The sequence below is a fragment of the Cupriavidus sp. 291-E7 genome (assembly GCF_057798835.1).
Genome location: NZ_JBYOJV010000009.1, coordinates 87,424 through 104,339 on the forward strand (window position 1 = coordinate 87,424; position 16,916 = coordinate 104,339).

Sequence of the window (16,916 nt, forward strand, 5' to 3'; positions counted from 1 at the left end):
GTTCAGTTCAGATTCGGGGAAACGGGCATGGAAGGCATTGCGCCGGTGGGTGCACCTGGCGTGGCCGACATGAGCTTTTCAATCTGGATGGCGGCGATCTGCAGCTCGTATTGCGCGTTGATCAGTTCACTGCGCGCATTGCGCAGCACGCGCTGGGCATCGAGGTAATCGAGAATGCCGCGCTCGCCAAAGCGGTAGGCGGATTCCGCCACGCCCAGTGCCGATTCGGCTTCACGCACGATGCCCGATTCGAGCGCCGTGACCTGGGCCTGCGTGATTTCATATTGCTGGTACGCGGCGTCCAGCTCCTGCGCGAGTTCGAACTCGCGTGCCTCAAGCGCCGTGCGCGCCTGCGTGGCCTGTGCCGTGGCTTCGCCCACCGGGCCACTGCGCCGGTCCCACAACGGGATCGTCATCACAAGGCCGATCTGCGAAACGTTGTTGTCCGGCTGGCGATCGGTGCTGGCGCGCACCGATACTTCGGGCCACCGCAGCGAACGCTGATAGTCCACGCCCAGGCGGGCACGTTCCAGTTCGCTGCGGCGCTGGCTCAGCTCGGCGTTGTTGGCCTGCATGTTGTCGCGCAGCACTGCCAGGTTCGGCACGTCGGGCGTATTGGCCAGGCTGCCGTCCAGCGCATAGCGCACCGGCATGGCGCCGCCGACCTGCTGGCGCAGCGTGGCCTTGGATTGTTCGACGCGCAGCTCGGCCGTCTGCAGTGTCTTCTGCGCGGCCAGCAGCTCGGTATCGGCCTTGATCAGCTCGTAGCGCGGCGCCTCGCCCACATCCACGCGCACCTTGGCGCGCTCCTGGATCTGGCGCGTCAGGCTCAGGTCCTCACGCGCGGCGGCCAGTTCGGTCTCACGGCGCAGCACCTGGAAATAGGCGGTCTTCACGCGCGCGGCCAGTTCGGCGCGAAAGGTCTGGCGCTGTGCTTCCGAGGCTTCCAGGCCACGTCCGGCCATCTGCTGGCGCAGGTTGCGCTGGTTCGGATAATCGAATTTCTGGACGACGGCATACGACGGAGCATTGCCGCTGGCCACGCCCGGCTGCTTGCCGGACAGGCGCCCGTACATCACTTCCACCTGCGGGTTCGGATATGCGCGGGACGTGGTGACGGCGGACGTTGCCGCATCCACATTGGCCTGCGCCGCTTCCACGCCCTTATTGGTCGATTGCGCAAGCTCCAGCAGCTGGGGCAACCCAAAGGTCTCGGCAGCGGGGGTGGTGGCACGCGGCATGGGCCTGGCGGCCAGTTGCTTCGGGGCCGGCGGCGCGCCGGCTCCGGGCTGGGTCTTCGCCGCGTTGGGGCTGGCCGGAAGGGGCTGCGCGGCCCAGGCCGGCGCGGCCACAAACGACAGCGACGCGACCCAGGTCAACGTTTTCTTGGTCTTCATGTCGGATTGGTTCAATCGGTACGGCTGCCCGGCGACCCACGACATTGGCGCCGAGTGCGTGCCGGCGTCAGCTAGGGACACCGGGGGCAAGCGGCAAACGCAACAGGCCGCGACGCATATCGGTCGCGGACTTTTTCGGGGCGCAAGGGCAAGGGAAGCGCTCCGCCGGACAGTCGGTCCTGGCGGAGGCCTGGAGACTCAGGCGAGCAGATTGGGCGGCCGGAACAGGCCTTCGGACTCGAACGTGGTGCGCGCGGCGGGCGCCTGGAACAGGTCGCTCACGGACTGGGCAAGTTCGAAGTTGGGTAGCACGAACAGTGCGCTGGTTTCATCGACCGCGTCGAACAGGTCGAGCGGATCGAGCAGGTCGGCCGACCAGATATTGCAGTAGCCGGGCGGCGGGCCGTCATCGACGGCGGCGTCGTCGGCACCGAAGTCCGGATCGCCGGGCAGCACGAGCTGGGCAAGGTCGTCGCCGGTGGCCAGCATCGCGTAGTCGGGCCCATCCACGTTCTGTACGGCCCGTTCCGCCTGCGGGGCGTCCGCGCGCACGTTCGCGGCTGCCGTAAAGGACAGCGCGGACAGGCACAAGGCGGTCAGCAGGAAGAGGACGAAACGTAACAAGATGGGGGTGCGATAGCGGACATTTGCAGACAATGCCAGACAGGCATTGCTGCGGCACAGCATTGTAACCGAACGTCACAATTGACTCGGGAAACGGCTATGAGTTCCGCGATGGCAGCGGTGACCGCACCCGGCGGCCAGCCCCGCCGGCATGACGCTGGCCAGTAGCCAGCGTCATCGGTGTGAATCAGCCGCCTTCGCCCTGCCCTGAAGCGAGCCTGTCCGAGGGCAGCAACAGGACGACCAGGGCGGTGCAGGCGGCGATGCAGGCCATCCCCAGAAACAGCGAAGCAAAGCTCGAAGCCTTTACGACCGGCCCCAGGAGCCACACCGCCAGCGAACTGATGCCAAATGAGACGGCCAGGCGCATGCCGGCGACGCGGGAGCGCACGCTATCGTCCACATACCGAACGATCATCGCGTCCGTGAACGGAATACTGCCGAAAATGCAGATCATCGCCCCGAGCAGGGCGACGAACAGCCACCATCCACTGGCCAGCGCGGCTAGCGTCAGCCACGGGATCTGCGCCAGCACCAGGCCAAGGTAAAGCCGCTTGAGCGGCACCCTGTCGATGAGCTTTCCGACGATGACCTGGGTAAAGGACGCCAACGTATAAATGACGGCCAGCAACAGGCCGATCATTGCCGGATCGTGGATCAGTCCGTCGAACCGCTCGGTCAGGAACTGGGTGTTGCCGTTGGTGGTGAAGTTGAAAAGAAGGCTGCCGGTGACCGCCGCCGCCGTCATCACCACCAGCGCGCGCGCCAGAAGCCGGGGTGGCAACACTACCTGCGGCGGCTTGCGGCCACGGCCGGGCGCCTGACCCTGCGGCGCACAAAGAAGGACAAACGCGACACCGCACACGATGGAAATGGCGCCGGGCACTGCAAATGCGGCGCGCCAGCCCCACGCCTGAACCAGAAAGCCGGTCAGCAGCGCTGCACCCGCCACGCCGAGATTGCCTGCCAGCCCGTTGAGTCCGATCGCCGAACCAGGCCGGCTGGCGCGCTGCACCAGCATCGGAATCCCGACGGGGTGGTAGATCGACGCAAACAGCCCGATCAACGCCAGCCCCGCCGCCAACTGCCACGGCCCCTGTGCCAGTGCCGTAAGCAGCGCAGCGACGCCGAGCCCGAAAAAGAACACGATCATCATCTGACGGCGTCCCCACAGGTCGCCAAGCCGGCCGGAAGGCACCGACCCCAGACCAAACAGGAAGAACGCCCCCACGCCGTAAGGCATCAGGTCCTCCCATCGGGCAAAGCCGAATTCGGCCCCGATGGTTCCTACCGCCGTGGCAAAGATCAGCAGGAACAGATGGTCGAGCGCATGGCCGACATTGAGCAGCAATACAACCTGCAGCGGATGATCGTGGGTGGCAGCCTGACCCAACTGCGGCGGCGGCGAAAGCTTGGTGTTCATCGTGGGTGTCTCCCCCTGAGGATTCCGCGCCTTCTTGTATGTCATCTTCGAAGCGCGACACCGTAGTCTGCCGGATGTCCAACGGGACGTCCTTCGCAATTTGTCAGGCGACTATCGCGAAACGGACACCCTGACAGCGCAGACGCCACGTTGAGTCCGACAGCGTCTAGCTGTGTCGGACTCAACGATTTCCCGCGCGCTTCAGGCTGCCTTGGCCGCCAATACCGGGTAGTCGGTCAGGCCATGTGCCCCGCCGCCGAACAGCGTATTGCGATCGTGCAGGTTGAGCGCCGCGCCGGTACGCAGGCGCTCGGGCAGGTCCGGATTCGCCACGAACGGTCGGCCAAACGCAATCAGGTCAGCCCAGCCCTCGCGCAGCGCAGCGTCGGCACGCTCCGCCGTGTACTTGCCGGCGTAGATCAGCGTGCCCGGAAACACCTCGCGCAGACGCTGCTTGAAGGCCAGCGGCATGTGTGGCGCATCGTCCCAGTCCGCTTCGGCGATGTGGATATAGCCCACGCCGAGTTCACCGAGCAGTTTCGCCGCGGCGGTATAGGTGGTTTCCGGATCGGCGTCGACGCAGCCGTTCAGCGTGGTCAGCGGCGCCAGCCGGATGCCGACGCGGTCCTTGCTGCCCGTGCCTTCAATCAGTGCCTGGGCCACTTCGCCAAGAAAGCGCAGGCGGTTTTCCAGCGCACCGCCGTATTCGTCCGTGCGGTCGTTGGCCTCGGAGTCGATGAACTGGTTGACCAGGTAGCCGTTGGCGGCGTGCAATTCCACGCCATCGAAGCCGGCCGCCATCGCGTTGCGCGCGGCCTGGCGGTATTCGTCGACGATGCCGTGAATCTCGGCCACCGTCAGCGCGCGCGGCTGCGATGCCTGCACAAAGCCCGGCGTGCCATCGCGTTCCGCCACAAACACATTGACACCCTTGGCCTGGATGGCGGACGACGATACGGGCGAATGGCCATCGAGCAAACTGACATGGCTGAGGCGGCCAACATGCCAGAGCTGCGCGAAGATGCGGCCACCGGCCGCGTGCACAGCGCTGGTGACCTTGCGCCAACCGGCCACCTGCTCGGGCGTATGAATGCCGGGCGTCCACGCATAGCCCTTGCCAAGCGGCGAAATCCACGTGCCCTCGCTGACGATCAATCCGGCGCCTGCGCGCTGTGCATAGTAGTCGGCCATCAGGTCGTTGGGTACATCGCCGGGCTGACTGGCGCGCGAGCGCGTCATCGGCGGCATGACGATGCGGTTGGGAAGCGTCAGCTCACCCAAGGCATGTGGCTGGAACAGCGGTGCTTGCGAATCCTTGCCGATCGAGGGAATGCTCATCGGAAACTCCTGTGTAGTCCTTCGGAATGCGCTCGACGGCTTAGTCCCACGCAGGCGCGAGGCCATCCGGGCTGACTTCACGGCCATTGCGTTCCAGTGCGGCAATCGCGGCCATATCGTCGGCATCGAGCTTGAGGTCGCGCGCCAGCAGGTTGCTGGCCAGATTCTCGCGCCGCGTGGACGACGGAATCACCGCGTAGCCAAGCTGCAATGCCCAGGCCAGTGCCACCTGGGCCACGGTGGCCTGATGCTTGTCCGCAATGCGCGCCAGCACCGGATCTTTCAGCACCTTGCCGTAGGCGAGCGTCATATACGACGTCACGGCAATGCCTTGCTCCTTCAGAAACGCCGTGAGCTTGCGGTTCTGCAGATACGGACTCAGCTCGATCTGGTTGGTCACGATCTCGCCCTTGCCCACCACTTCCACCGCCTGGCGGGTCAGTTCGATATTGAAGTTCGAGATGCCGATCTGGCGCGTCAGGCCGCGTGCCTTGGCCTCTGCCAGCGCGCCCATGAATTCGGGCAGCGATACGCCATTGCCCGGTGCCGGCCAATGGATCAGTGTCAGATCGACGTAGTCCGTGCGCAGCTTGGCCAGGCTGTCGCGCAGGCTCGGCACGAGCTTGTCGGCCGCGTAGTTCGCGGTCCAGATCTTGGTGGTCACGAACAGCTCGCCGCGCTTGACGCCGCTATCGGCAAGCGCCTGGCCGACATCGGCCTCGTTGCCATAGATCTGCGCGGTGTCCACGGCCCGGTAGCCCAGCTCCAGCGCATTGCGCACCGAATCCACGGCGGCCTGGCCGGTCAGGCGAAATGTGCCAACGCCAAAGGAAGGAATGCTCATCGGTAACTCCTGTGATTTAGCCAACTGGGTTTCAACTTGGAATGACCGCAGTTTGCCGGAGTTACATTTGTCGATTAAGCCATGTATCAGCGAATCACCCTTGAAACGGAATCAACAATCTGGCGCCCCGCCCAGGGCTCATCCCGCATGTTCGACGCGCGTGCGAGGTTGAAGACCGGTTGTGGGGAAAGCGGCGCTCACCATAGTAGCGAGGGCGCCCGCATCGACGTATTTGCCATTTGCGAATCGGGGCTTCGCCTGCGCCAAACGGGGGGCGCTACCCATATTCAATCGCGCGGGTCCCGTGTAACAATCGCGCCCACAAGAACATTCGATTCAGGAGACACCCAGCCATGCAGCCCAGCCCGCAGGGTTCGCGGCGGCAAGATGACGATGGTGCTGGCCTGCCGGCCATCGTCGTGTCGAAACTGGTGCCACCGGCCCGCGCCGGCTCGCACTTGGCCCGCCCGCATCTCGTCGACAGCATGCTGGCCGCGCACAGCGCGCGGCTGGTGCTGATCCGTGCGCCGGCCGGCTTCGGCAAGACCACGCTGATGCAACAATACGTCGCTGCGTGCCAGGCGCAAGGCCACGCCACGGCCTGGATGCGGCTCGATGCCGCCGACAACGACCTGCCGCGCTTTCTTGGCCACCTCGATATGGGGTTGCGGTCCTTGACGCCAGACAGCGGGCACCGCCCCACGTCCGCCGAGCAACTGGCAGCGAATGTGATTGCGATGGTGGCGTCGCTGGAAAACCCGTTTGCGATCCTGCTCGACGATTTCGAATCGATCCAGAGCGAATCCGTGCTGAATTTCGTCCAGTTGCTGCTGGAATCGCTGCCACCGACCGGCACGCTCGTGGTGGCATCCCGCACCACGCCGGCACTGGGCCTGGGCCGCGTTCGCGCACGCGGGCAACTGCTGGAACTGCAGCCGGGCGCGCTGCGCTTCACCCTGCCGGAAGCCACCGAATTCATTCGGGATAAATGCGGCATCGCGCTGGGCGACGCCGATATCTCGCGTCTGCATCGCTATACGGAAGGCTGGGCCACGGCGATCTTCCTGGCAACGCTATCACTGCGGCAACGCTCCGACCACGGCCGCTTTGTCGCGTCGTTCTCGGGTTCGAATACCGAGCTGGCGGAGTACCTGGCCGAAGACATCCTGGGCAGGCAGAGCGAACAGGTGCGCAGGTTCCTGCTCGAAACCAGCATCCTGTCGCAGTTGTCCGCCCCACTCTGCGACGCGATGCTGGGCCGCACCGACAGCCACGCCATGCTGGCCACGCTGGAGCGGGACAATCTGTTCCTGTTCCCGCTCAACGGCGAACACGACGAATACCGCTATCACAGCCTGTTTGCAAGCTTTCTGCAGCACCGCCTGCACCTGATCGATCCCGCACGCGAGACACAACTGCACGCAGCAGCGGCGCGCTGGTATCTCCAGGCGGACCGGCCGGTTCCCGCAATCGATCACCTGTTGCGTGCCGGCATGCACGAAGATGCCATCGCACAGATGGCACTGCATGCCGATGCGCTGCTCAACAACGGACGAGTCAGGCTGCTGTCACGCTGGTTCGATCTGGTCCGAGAAAAACTGCCCGATGCGGACCCGCGTGTACGTATCAGCGCGGCATGGGCGCTGCTACTGAACCGGCGTTTTGACGAGGCCATGTCCGCCGTGCAGCGCATCCTCGCTGACACTGTCGCCGACGCGCAGCGCGAAGCCGTCATGCTTCAGGCCGAAACCCTGCGTTGCGTGCTGTTCGCCATGCGGGACCAGATCGACGCATGCTGTCAGACCGGCTTGCCGCTGCTGGACCGCTTGCCGCCCGACGATTCGTTCCAGTACTGGATGCTGACGAACTCGGTCGCCTACGGACTGGTCTCCGCGCGCCGTCACGACGAGGCACGCAAGGTGCTGGCCCACGCCTGCGCGTGCGGCCGGCCCCAGGGCGCCGCACTGCTGCGCAGCGTGGCCGATTGCCTTGAGAGCATCATCGATCTGATTCACGGCCGGCTGGGCCGCTCGATGGCCCGCCTGCGCACCGCTCAGCAGGCATGGCACGAACGTTCCGACGCCGTCACGGGCGGACGCGCCGCAGCCGGTGTCATCCTCGGGCTACTGCTCTACGAGTCGGACCAGATCGACGAAGCCGCGCGCTTTGTCAACGACACGCTGCCATTTGCCAAGATGACCGGCCCCGTCGATTCGATGACGACCGGGCATATCCTCAGCGCACGCATCGCCCATTTGCGCGGAGACCGCGATCTCTGGCAGCGCCGGTTGCATGAACTCGAAGAACTCGGACGCCAGGTGCAATCGCAGCGCGCGGTCTGCTCGGCGTGGCTGGAACGCGCCCGACTGGCCACACTCGACGGCGCCCTCGACGCCGCCGCGCAAGCGTTGGAAGCCGCCGAAGCACACGGCGCCTGGGAGGCGCTCGACGATGCCGGCTATGCGAATGAAATCGATACCCCGTCCGTGGCACGCTGGCGCCTGCGGATTGCGCGCGGTGCCGACCGTGCCGTATGCGACGCCCTTGCCGGCGCCATCGCCACGGCCGCGGCACAGCAGCGTCATTGGCGCCAGGCCAAGCTTCGGCTGCTGCATGCGATGGCCCTTGATGCCACGGGACAGGAGCGGGCCGCGCTCGATGCACTGACCGAGGCACTGCGGCTATCGAGCCATGAAGGACTGGTTCGGACCTTCCTCGACGAAGGCCCCCGGCTTGCCAGGCTGCTGGCCCGATGGCTTGCCGCCCAGCCCACGGGCACGGCACCGGCCGGCGTGGCCGCAGCCTTCGTGCCGTCTCTACTGGCCCGCCTGGGCGAAAGCGTCGTCGAAACGGCCACCACCGTCGAGACCCAGCCCGTGCCCGACGCCGGTGGCATGGACGCACTGACAGCGCGCGAACTGGACGTCGTGCGCATGCTGTCGCACGGTCACCGCAATCGCGCGATTGCCGAAAAACTGTTCGTGTCGGAACTGACGGTGAAATCGCATCTGCGCCGCATCAGCGCCAAGCTGGGCGCGCAGAGCCGCACCGAAGTGGTAGCCATCGCGCGCGCACGGGGCCTGCTCGACTGACCAGCCGGCGGCCCCGCGGCGCGCTCAGGTGCGTCGCATGCGTCAGAGCGTGCGGGCGATCAGTTCCTTCATGATCTCGTTCGATCCGCCGTAGATCTTGCCGACCCGCGCGTTGACGTAGAGCCGGGCGATCGGATACTCGGCCATATAGCCGTAGCCCCCATGCAGTTGCAGGCATTCGTCGATGATCTCGCAACTCTTCTGCGTGCACCACCATTTCGCCATTGCAGCGGTCTCGGGGGTGAGGTCACCGCGCAGCACCTTGGCCATGCAGTCGTCGACAAAGGCACGCGCGATCGTCGCATGCGTCTTGCACTCGGCCAGCTTGAAGCGTGTGTTCTGCAGCTCGATCAGCGAAGTGCCGAACACCTGACGGTCGCGCACATAAGCCACGGTCTCATCGAGCGCCCGTTCCATCGCGCCCAGCGCCCCGACCGCGATAATCATCCGCTCCTGCGGCAACTGTTGCATCAACTGGTAGAAGCCGCGCCCTTCCTCGTCACCGAGCAGGTTGTCGCACGGCACACGCACGTTGTCGAAGAACAGCTCGGCAGTGTCCTGGCCCTTCTGGCCGATCTTCTCCAGCACGCGACCGCGCCGGAAGCCTTCCAGCCCGGTCGTTTCCGCCACCACGATGGATACGCCCTTGGCGCCTTTGTCGGGAGCGGTCTTGACGACCACGCATATCAGGTCCGCCAGCAGGCCATTCGAGATGAACGTCTTCGAGCCATTGATGACGTAGTGGTCGCCATCGCGCACGGCACGTGTCTTGACGCTTTTTAGGTCGGAACCCGCGCCGGGTTCGGACATCGCAATCGCGCCCACCATCTCGCCGGTGGCCATCTTCGGCAGCCAGCGTTGCTTCTGGGCCTCGGTGCCATAGCGCAGGATGTAGTGCGCCACGATGGCGCTATGCACGTTGGTGCCCAGGCTCGACGCCAGCGCGCGCGACTGCTCGTAGGCGATGATCGCCTCGTGCGCGAAGGAGCCGCCGCCACCGCCGTACTCCTCGGGAATGCTGGCGCACAGCATGCCGATCTCGCCGGCCTTGCGCCAGGTTTCCCGGTCCACGTGCTGCTGCTTGCACCAACGTTCTTCGTGCGGCACCAGTTCGCGCTCGATGAACTTGCGTATGGCGTCCTGGAACATCGACAGGTCTTCCGTAACCCACGGGCTCTGGCTAGTCGGCATGAGATGGCTCCTTGCGTTTACCGGGGGATCAGGGACGGCCGCCGCCCACCACCAGCACCTGGCCGCTGATGTAGTTCGACTCCGGAATGCACATCAGGTAGACAGCCCCGGCGGCCTCGGCCGGCGTGCCGCCACGGCCCACGGGGATCATCGCCTCCACGTTCTTCATCAACTGCGCGTTGACGCCGACCTTGATTTCACGCCCCGCGATATCGATCGTGGAATTGTTCCCATCGCCAGCAACCGCCTCTGTCAGGCGCGTCTTGATCAGGCCAAATGCCACGCTGTTGACGTTGACCTTGTAGCGCCCCCATTCCTTGGCCAGCGCACGGGTAAGCCCGTTGATGGCGGCCTTGGCCGCTGAGTAGTTGGCCTGCCCCGCATTGCCCATCACACCGGATACCGACGAGATGTTGACCACCTTGCGGAAGACCTCCGTGCCTGCCTCGGCTTCCGCCTTGGCCGTCTCCTTGAAGTGATCGGCGGCGGCGCGCAGGATGCGGAACGGCGCGGTGACGTGCACATCCATGATCGTCGACCACTGCTCGTCGCTCATCTTCTGGATCACGTTGTCCCACGTGTATCCGGCGTTGTTGACGATGATGTCCAGCCCGCCAAACTCCCGCAGCGCGGTCTGCACGAAGCGCTGCCCAAAGTCGGCGTCGGTCACGCTGCCCGTGCACGCCACGGCCCGGCCACCGGCTGCCTTGATTTCCTGAACCACGGCGTTGGCCGGTTCGGCATCGAGGTCGTTCACCACCACCGCGGCGCCTTCGCCAGCCAGCTTCAACGCAATCTCACGGCCGATTCCGCGCCCGGATCCCGAAACGATCGCCACCTTGCCATTCAACTTGCTCATTACCTTGTCTCCGTATGATTCAGGCGTCGGGCGCGATCAGCGCCTCGCCGCTCAGTTTGATTTCGCCGTGCTGGTTGCGGGTGGACAGCACGATGCGCACTGTCCGGGTCGTCTCGTCCTTCTCCGTGATCACGCCTGTGCATGAAACGGCGTCGCCCACATGGGTGATGGCCGCGAACCGAACCGAGAATTCGCGGATCGCCCGCTGCGGCACCCAGTTGGTCAGCAGCCGGCCCAGATAGGCCATCGACAGCATGCCGTGCGCGAACACGTCGGGCATGCCCGCCTGCTTCGCAAAATCCAGGTCGACGTGAATCGGGTTGTGATCCCCGGAAGCGCCCGCATAAAGCGCCAGCGCGAGCCGGCTCAGCGGCTCGGCGGTAAAGGTGGGCAAGGTGCCACCCACCTCCAGTACATCGAATGCAATGCTGCTCATCGTGTCTCCTGGCTGTTGCGCACCACCACCACGCTGCGCAGGTCTGCCACGGCACCGCCGCCGGCATCGGTAACGCGCGTCTCGCGCACGACAAAGCCCAGCGCGCCGCCCTTCTTTTCATAGATGTCCGCGATACGCATCTCGAAGTGCAGCCGCTCCCCGGCAAACGCCATGCGGTGGTATCGGAAGCTCTGCTCGCCGTGCAGGATCCGGCCAATGTCGATGCCCAGCAGGTCGATCGTGGCGCGCGGGTTCGGCGCCTCCATTTCCAGGCAGAACAGAAACGTGGGCGGCACCGGCAGGGCCGGGTAGCCCGCCGCCGCGGCCGCGCCGGCGTCCGTGTACCGCACATCGGTCTGGCCCGTGGCCTTGGCAAAGAAGCGCAGGCGGCCCGCCTCGACTTCCGCCGTGTGCCGCGACACCACCGTGCCAATGTGTCTTGTATCGAGCATCGGCACGCTCCTTATTGGCGCTCGTACAGCGTCACCACGCAGGCGCCGCCAAGACCCAGGTTGTGCTGCAGCGCCAGCCGGGCACCAGCCACCTGCCGGTCCTGCGCCTGCCCGCGCAGTTGCCAGACCAGCTCGGCACACTGCGCCAGCCCGGTGGCACCGAGCGGGTGGCCCTTGGACAGCAGGCCGCCGGACGGATTGGTCACCACGCGGCCACCATACGTGTTGTCGCCATCGACGATGAATTTCTCGGCCGTACCTTCCGGCGTCAGGCCCAGCCCTTCGTAGGTAATCAGTTCGTTCGCGGTAAAGCAGTCATGCAGTTCCACCACGTCGATATCGGTCGGTGCCACGCCCGCGGCCTCGTAGACGGCCTGCGAGGCAGCGCGTGTCATGTCATACCCCACCACCTTGCGCATATCCCCCTCATCGAAGGTACTGTTGCGGTCGGTGGTCATCGACTGGGCGCGGATGGCCACGCGCGTATCCAGCGCGTGCTTCCGTGCGAATTCCTCCGAGCACAGGATCGCCGCCGCGGCGCCGCAGGTGGGCGGACAGCATTGCAGCCGCGTCAGCGGATCGAACACGGCTGGCGACGCCATCACTTCTTCGAGCGTAACGGTATTGCGGAACACCGCGAACGGATTGCGCGCCGCATGCTGGCGCGCCTTGACGGAAATCCGGCCGAATGTATCGGGCCGGATGTCGTACTCCTTGATGTAGTCGCGCGCGGCACCGCCAAAGAATTGCGCGGCTCGCGGCGCGGCGTCGTCAAAGCCCTGGATGTCGCGCATCACGTCGACAAAGCGCGCCATCGGCGCGGGCCGGTCCGTATAAGCGCCCTTGAGCGCGCCGGGCACCATCTGTTCGAAACCCACCGCGATGGCGCACTCGATGGCACCACTGGCAACCGCCTGCCGCGCCAGAAACAGCGCGGTCGATCCGGTGGCGCAGTTGTTGTTGACGTTGATGACGGGAATGCCGGTCAGCCCAACGCCGTAGATGGCAGCCTGCCCGGCCGTGGAATCGCCATAGACATAGCCGACGTAAGCCTGCTCCACCAGCGCGTAGTCCAGGCGGGCATCGGCCAGCGCCGCGCGCGCGGCATTGGCGCCCATCACCGGGTAGTCATCGCTTGCGCCGGGCTTGGTGAACGGAATCATGCCGACACCTGCCACCAGTACTTTCCTGCTCATGTTCGTATCCTTGGGAAATGAAATGGGTTCAGCTCACCTGGCGCGCCTGACCGCGCCAGTACTGTTCGCGCAGATCGCGCTTGAGGATTTTTCCGGCCGCCGACAGCGGCAGCGCCGCGCGGAATTCAAAGCTCTTCGGGCATTTGTAGCTGGCCAGCGCCGCACGGCAGTGCTCGCGTAGCGCGGACTCGGACAACGCCTTGCCCGCATGCGGCACCACCACGGCGTGCACCGCCTCACCCCAACGCTCGTCGGGAATGCCGATCACCGCGCAGGTGGCCACGTCCGGGTGCAGCGACAGCACGCTTTCCACTTCCGCCGAATACACGTTCTCACCGCCGGTGACGATCATGTCCTTGAGGCGGTCGACGATGAACAGATAGCCGTCGTCGTCCATATAGCCGCCGTCGCCGGTATGCAGCCAGCCATCGCGCAGCGCCTGCGCGGTTTCCTGCGGCCGGTTCCAGTAGCCCTTGGTGACATTGGCGCCGCGTACGACGATTTCGCCCACGGTGTTGCGTGGCACCTCGTTCCCGGATGGGTCGACGATACGCATCGTCACGCCATACCCCGCACGGCCGGCCGATCGGTACAGGCCGCTGGCGCGTGCCTGCGCACCGTGGTTGGCTGGCGGATTGACCGAGATGACGGGCGATGCCTCGGTCATGCCATAGGCGTGATAGAACGCGATGTCGGGCATCGCGGCCAGCGCGCGGTCGAGCAGCCCGGCGGCGATTGGCGACGCGCCATAGAAGATGCGCCGCACGCTCGACAGGTCATGGCTGCCGAATGCGGGATGATCGAGCACCGCCTGCAGCATCGTCGGCACGAGCAGCAGTTCCTCGATGCGTTCGCGCTCGATCGCCACCAGCACGTCGGCCGGCACGAAACCCGGTTGGATTACCTGAACATCGCCCGCAACGATATGGCCCACGGCGCGTGCCATCGCGGCGGTGTGAAACAGCGGCGCCACGTGCAGCGAAACAAAGGTACGCTGGCCGTCGCGGAACTCGGCCATCCGCGAAACGGCCGACGCCCAGAGGTTCAGGTGCGACTGCATCACGCCCTTGGGCTTGCCCGTGGTGCCGCCCGTGTACATGATCGTGGCCAGGTCTTCGCCACCACGAAACGTGTCATCCACCGGACTGGCCGCCGCGATCAGCGCTTCATAGTCGAGCGTTCCGTCGGGAGCATCTTGCTCGCCCGCATAGATCACGCAAGGCGGGCGCTTTGCGCCGGCGAGAATGCCGGGCACCATCGGCAGGAATTGATCGTCGACGATGAGGATGCCGGTGTCGCAATCGTCGAGCGAATAGACGATCTCCGGCACGCTCCAGCGGATATTGACCGGGTTGAGAACGCCACCGCCCCACCACACCGCGAGCATGTATTCGATATAGCGGTCCGAGTTCAGCGCCAGCATGCCTACCCGGTCTCCGGGTTTCATGCCCTGCGCCTGCAGCGCGCCGGCCAATCGGGCCACGCGATCATGCAGCTCACGGAACGTGCGGGTCCGGCCGCCGGATACGGTGGCGCGGTCATCTGGCGTCTGCTGCATGCAACGATGCAAGCCCTGCGTCAGGTACATTCCTCGTCTCCTTCGTTGTGATGCGAACGCCAGTGCAATGCCCGGCGAGCGATGAAGGTCGACTGTACGGACGTCCCGGTACCGTGTCGTGCGCCAAAAGAACCAATTTGCATGCTGCGGTGCGATTGGTCCGAACGGACCAAGACAGCGCCGGCCATGCGATGGAAGAATCGGCCCGACTTTCGACATCACGGACGAACCGAGCATGAACGGACCGCTGGCAGGGCTGAAGATCCTTGATTTCTCCACGCTGCTGCCGGGGCCTTTCGCCACCCTGGCGCTGGCCGATCTGGGCGCCGAGGTGATCCGCATCGAGGCCCCCGGCCGCAGCGATCCGGTCAGGCGGCTGGCGCCGCAGTGCCAAGGGGTGTCCGCCGCACATGCCTGGCTGAACCGCAACAAGCGCTCGCTGGCCCTCGATCTCAAGCGTCCCGAGGCCATCGACGCGGTGCACCGGCTGCTGCGCACGCACGACATCGTTGTCGAGCAGTTTCGCCCGGGCGTGATGGCACGGCTGGGGCTCGGTTACGCGCAGCTGCGCGAGGCCCATCCGGGGCTGATCTACTGTTCCATCACCGGTTACGGGCAGGATGGTCCCTACCGCGACCGCGCCGGGCACGACATCAACTATCTGTCGATCGCCGGCACGGCCAGCTACAGCGGCCGCGATGGCCCCGCGCCGCTGGGCATCCAGGTAGCCGATATCGCGGGCGGCAGCCTGCACGCGGCGCTGGCCATCCTGGCCGCGCTGACCCATCGGCATCGCACGGGCCAGGGCCAGCATCTCGATGTCAGCATGACCGACGCGGCATTCAGCCTCAACGCGATGTCGGGCGCGAGCTACCTGGCCGGCGCCCACGCCCCGCGCCCCGAATCGGAACGGCTCAACGGCGGCTGCTTCTACGACTACTACGCCACGGCCGATGGCCGGCACTTCTCGGTGGGCAGCCTGGAGCCGCAATTCCTGCAGCGCTTTTGCGATGTCATGGGGCATCCCGAATGGGTGGCGCTGGCTCAATCCGATATGACCGCGCTGAAGCGGCAGATTGCCGCCGCGTTCCGCAGCCAGTCTTTCGCGCACTGGTGCGCGCTGTTTGCCGCCGAGGACTGTTGCGTGGAACCGGTGCTGACGCTGGAGGAATCGGCGGCACACCCACAGTTCGCGGCACGCGGCATGGTGGTCGACGTGCCGGTCCGCCAGAACGCATCGACGCTGCGGCAGATTGCGCACCCGGTGCGCTATTCCGCGACGCCGCCGGTCTATCGCCATGCTGGCGAAACACTCGGCCGGCACAGCCGCGAGATCCTGAAGACGATTGGCTACGACGACGCACAGGTGGCAATGCTGGCGGCCGACGGCGTGACCACGCTCGACGAATCGCCAGACGAAAGCACTGACTGAGGAGACAGATATGCAATATGGCAGGAGACGCTGGTTCGGGCAGGCGGCAGCCCTGGGTTCGGTCGCGGCGCTGGCCAGTTGGCCCGCGCGCGGCGATAACGCTTATCCGAGCCGTCCATTGAGGCTGGTCGTACCCTATCCGGCGGGCGGCGGCGCCGATACGATCGCGCGCCTGATCGGGCAACCGCTGTCACAGGCGTGGAAGCAGCCCGTGGTGGTGGACAACAAGCCCGGCGCCAGCGGCATTCTTGGCAATGACATCGTGGCGAAAGCCGCGCCGGACGGCTATACGGTGCTGCTGGGCATCACCGCGATGATCCAGTCGCCAAGCCTGTACCGGAAAATGCCGTACAGCGTGGAGCGCGACTTCCTGCCCGTGTCGCTGGTGGCCCGGTCTTCCGATCTGTTCGTGGTGCCATCCAGGGTACCGGCCCGCACGCTGAGCGAATTCATCGCATTGGCCAAGGCCAGCCCCGGCAAACTCAGCTACGGCTCCTATGGCAATGGCACGTCGTCGCATCTGCACGGCGAGCAGTTCAAGATCCGTGCCGGCATCGACATCGTCCATATCCCGTACAAAGGTGCCGCGCCGCTGGTAAGCGACGTGTTGGGCGGCCAGGTGGACTCCGCATTCGTGGATGTCACGTCGGCCAACAGCTATCTTGGCAGCGGCAAATTCCGCGTGCTGGGCATCACCGGCACGCAGCGCCATGCCGCCCTGCCGTCCGTGCCCACGTTCGCCGAAGCCGGCCTGAGCGGATTCGAGCCGAATGGCTGGTTCGGCGTATTCCTGCCGTCCGGCACGCCGCGCCCCATCGCCGAGCGGTTGTCGGCCGAAATCGCCCGGATCATGAAGCAGCCCGAGGTATCCCAGCGGCTCACGGCGATGGGCCTGCAGCCCGTGGCATCGAGTCCGGCGGAACTGGCCACCGTGGTCAGCAACGACACCCCGAAATGGGCGGAAATCGTCCGTACTGCCGGGATCCAGCTCGATTGACAGCGCCGGAGCGGGGCCGCGGGCAGTTATCGCTTCATCAAAGGCCACCTTCAGGAAATGCAAATTGCCCGGCAGGC

The 16,916-nt window shown here is 65.5% G+C and carries 14 protein-coding genes; 3 read left to right on the forward strand and 11 right to left on the reverse strand.

From position 1 onward, the window contains the following. Positions 1-2 precede the first annotated feature (2 nt). From AC3FLX_RS17175 to dkgB, 5 genes are all read right to left on the reverse strand, one after another. Entirely contained in the window at positions 3-1,397 is a 1,395-nt protein-coding gene (locus tag AC3FLX_RS17175) for a TolC family protein (RefSeq protein ID WP_488698504.1), read from the reverse strand. A gap of 198 nt (positions 1,398-1,595) precedes the next feature. After that, positions 1,596-2,021 (reverse strand): auxiliary protein of the heavy metal cation-transporting efflux system HmyCBA, encoded by a 426-nt coding sequence (locus AC3FLX_RS17180; protein WP_488698506.1) that lies wholly within the window; start codon positions 2,019-2,021, stop codon positions 1,596-1,598. 187 nt (positions 2,022-2,208) lie between these two features. Next, entirely contained in the window at positions 2,209-3,444 is a 1,236-nt protein-coding gene (locus AC3FLX_RS17185; RefSeq protein WP_488698508.1) for an MFS transporter, read from the reverse strand. A gap of 201 nt (positions 3,445-3,645) precedes the next feature. Beyond that, positions 3,646-4,782 (reverse strand): alkene reductase, encoded by a 1,137-nt coding sequence (locus AC3FLX_RS17190; RefSeq protein ID WP_488698510.1) that lies wholly within the window; start codon positions 4,780-4,782, stop codon positions 3,646-3,648. 40 nt (positions 4,783-4,822) lie between these two features. Beyond that, on the reverse strand, positions 4,823-5,626 hold the full coding sequence (gene dkgB, locus AC3FLX_RS17195; protein WP_488698511.1) for a 2,5-didehydrogluconate reductase DkgB: 804 nt from the start codon (positions 5,624-5,626) through the stop codon (positions 4,823-4,825). 353 nt (positions 5,627-5,979) lie between these two features. Between dkgB and AC3FLX_RS17200 the strand changes: the two genes are divergently transcribed. Beyond that, the gene (locus tag AC3FLX_RS17200) at positions 5,980-8,718 is read left to right on the forward strand and encodes a winged helix-turn-helix domain-containing protein (protein WP_488698512.1); all 2,739 of its coding nucleotides are present in this window, start codon (positions 5,980-5,982) and stop codon (positions 8,716-8,718) included. Positions 8,719-8,760: 42 nt separating this feature from the next. On the opposite strand, the gene AC3FLX_RS17205 is transcribed toward AC3FLX_RS17200, so the two are convergent. Genes AC3FLX_RS17205 through AC3FLX_RS17230 form a run of 6 tightly spaced genes read right to left on the reverse strand, consistent with a single transcriptional unit; the run spans position 8,761 to position 14,440 of the window. Then, positions 8,761-9,909 carry an acyl-CoA dehydrogenase family protein gene (locus AC3FLX_RS17205; protein WP_488698513.1) on the reverse strand — a complete coding sequence of 383 codons (1,149 nt, stop codon included), beginning with the start codon at positions 9,907-9,909 and terminating at the stop codon, positions 8,761-8,763. A 28-nt stretch (positions 9,910-9,937) separates the two neighbouring features. After that, positions 9,938-10,768 carry an SDR family NAD(P)-dependent oxidoreductase gene (locus AC3FLX_RS17210; RefSeq protein ID WP_488698514.1) on the reverse strand — a complete coding sequence of 277 codons (831 nt, stop codon included), beginning with the start codon at positions 10,766-10,768 and terminating at the stop codon, positions 9,938-9,940. A gap of 19 nt (positions 10,769-10,787) precedes the next feature. Next, complete coding sequence (locus AC3FLX_RS17215; RefSeq protein ID WP_488698515.1) at positions 10,788-11,204, reverse strand: MaoC family dehydratase; 417 nt, start codon at positions 11,202-11,204, stop codon at positions 10,788-10,790. Continuing rightward, the gene (locus AC3FLX_RS17220) at positions 11,201-11,656 is read right to left on the reverse strand and encodes a MaoC family dehydratase N-terminal domain-containing protein (protein ID WP_488698516.1); all 456 of its coding nucleotides are present in this window, start codon (positions 11,654-11,656) and stop codon (positions 11,201-11,203) included. Before AC3FLX_RS17220 ends, AC3FLX_RS17215 begins: the two co-directional genes overlap by 4 nt. A gap of 11 nt (positions 11,657-11,667) precedes the next feature. After that, a complete protein-coding gene (locus tag AC3FLX_RS17225; RefSeq protein WP_488698517.1) occupies positions 11,668-12,852 on the reverse strand; it encodes a lipid-transfer protein in 1,185 nt (394 codons plus the stop codon). 28 nt (positions 12,853-12,880) lie between these two features. Next, the gene (locus AC3FLX_RS17230; RefSeq protein WP_488698518.1) at positions 12,881-14,440 is read right to left on the reverse strand and encodes a long-chain-fatty-acid--CoA ligase; all 1,560 of its coding nucleotides are present in this window, start codon (positions 14,438-14,440) and stop codon (positions 12,881-12,883) included. Between the two features lie 205 nt (positions 14,441-14,645). On the opposite strand from AC3FLX_RS17230, the gene AC3FLX_RS17235 reads away from it, so the two are divergent. Both AC3FLX_RS17235 and AC3FLX_RS17240 read left to right on the forward strand, forming a co-directional pair. Further along, the gene (locus AC3FLX_RS17235) at positions 14,646-15,842 is read left to right on the forward strand and encodes a CaiB/BaiF CoA transferase family protein (RefSeq protein ID WP_488698519.1); all 1,197 of its coding nucleotides are present in this window, start codon (positions 14,646-14,648) and stop codon (positions 15,840-15,842) included. Positions 15,843-15,852: 10 nt separating this feature from the next. Beyond that, positions 15,853-16,839 (forward strand): Bug family tripartite tricarboxylate transporter substrate binding protein, encoded by a 987-nt coding sequence (locus AC3FLX_RS17240; RefSeq protein ID WP_488698520.1) that lies wholly within the window; start codon positions 15,853-15,855, stop codon positions 16,837-16,839. Positions 16,840-16,916: the final 77 nt, after the last annotated feature.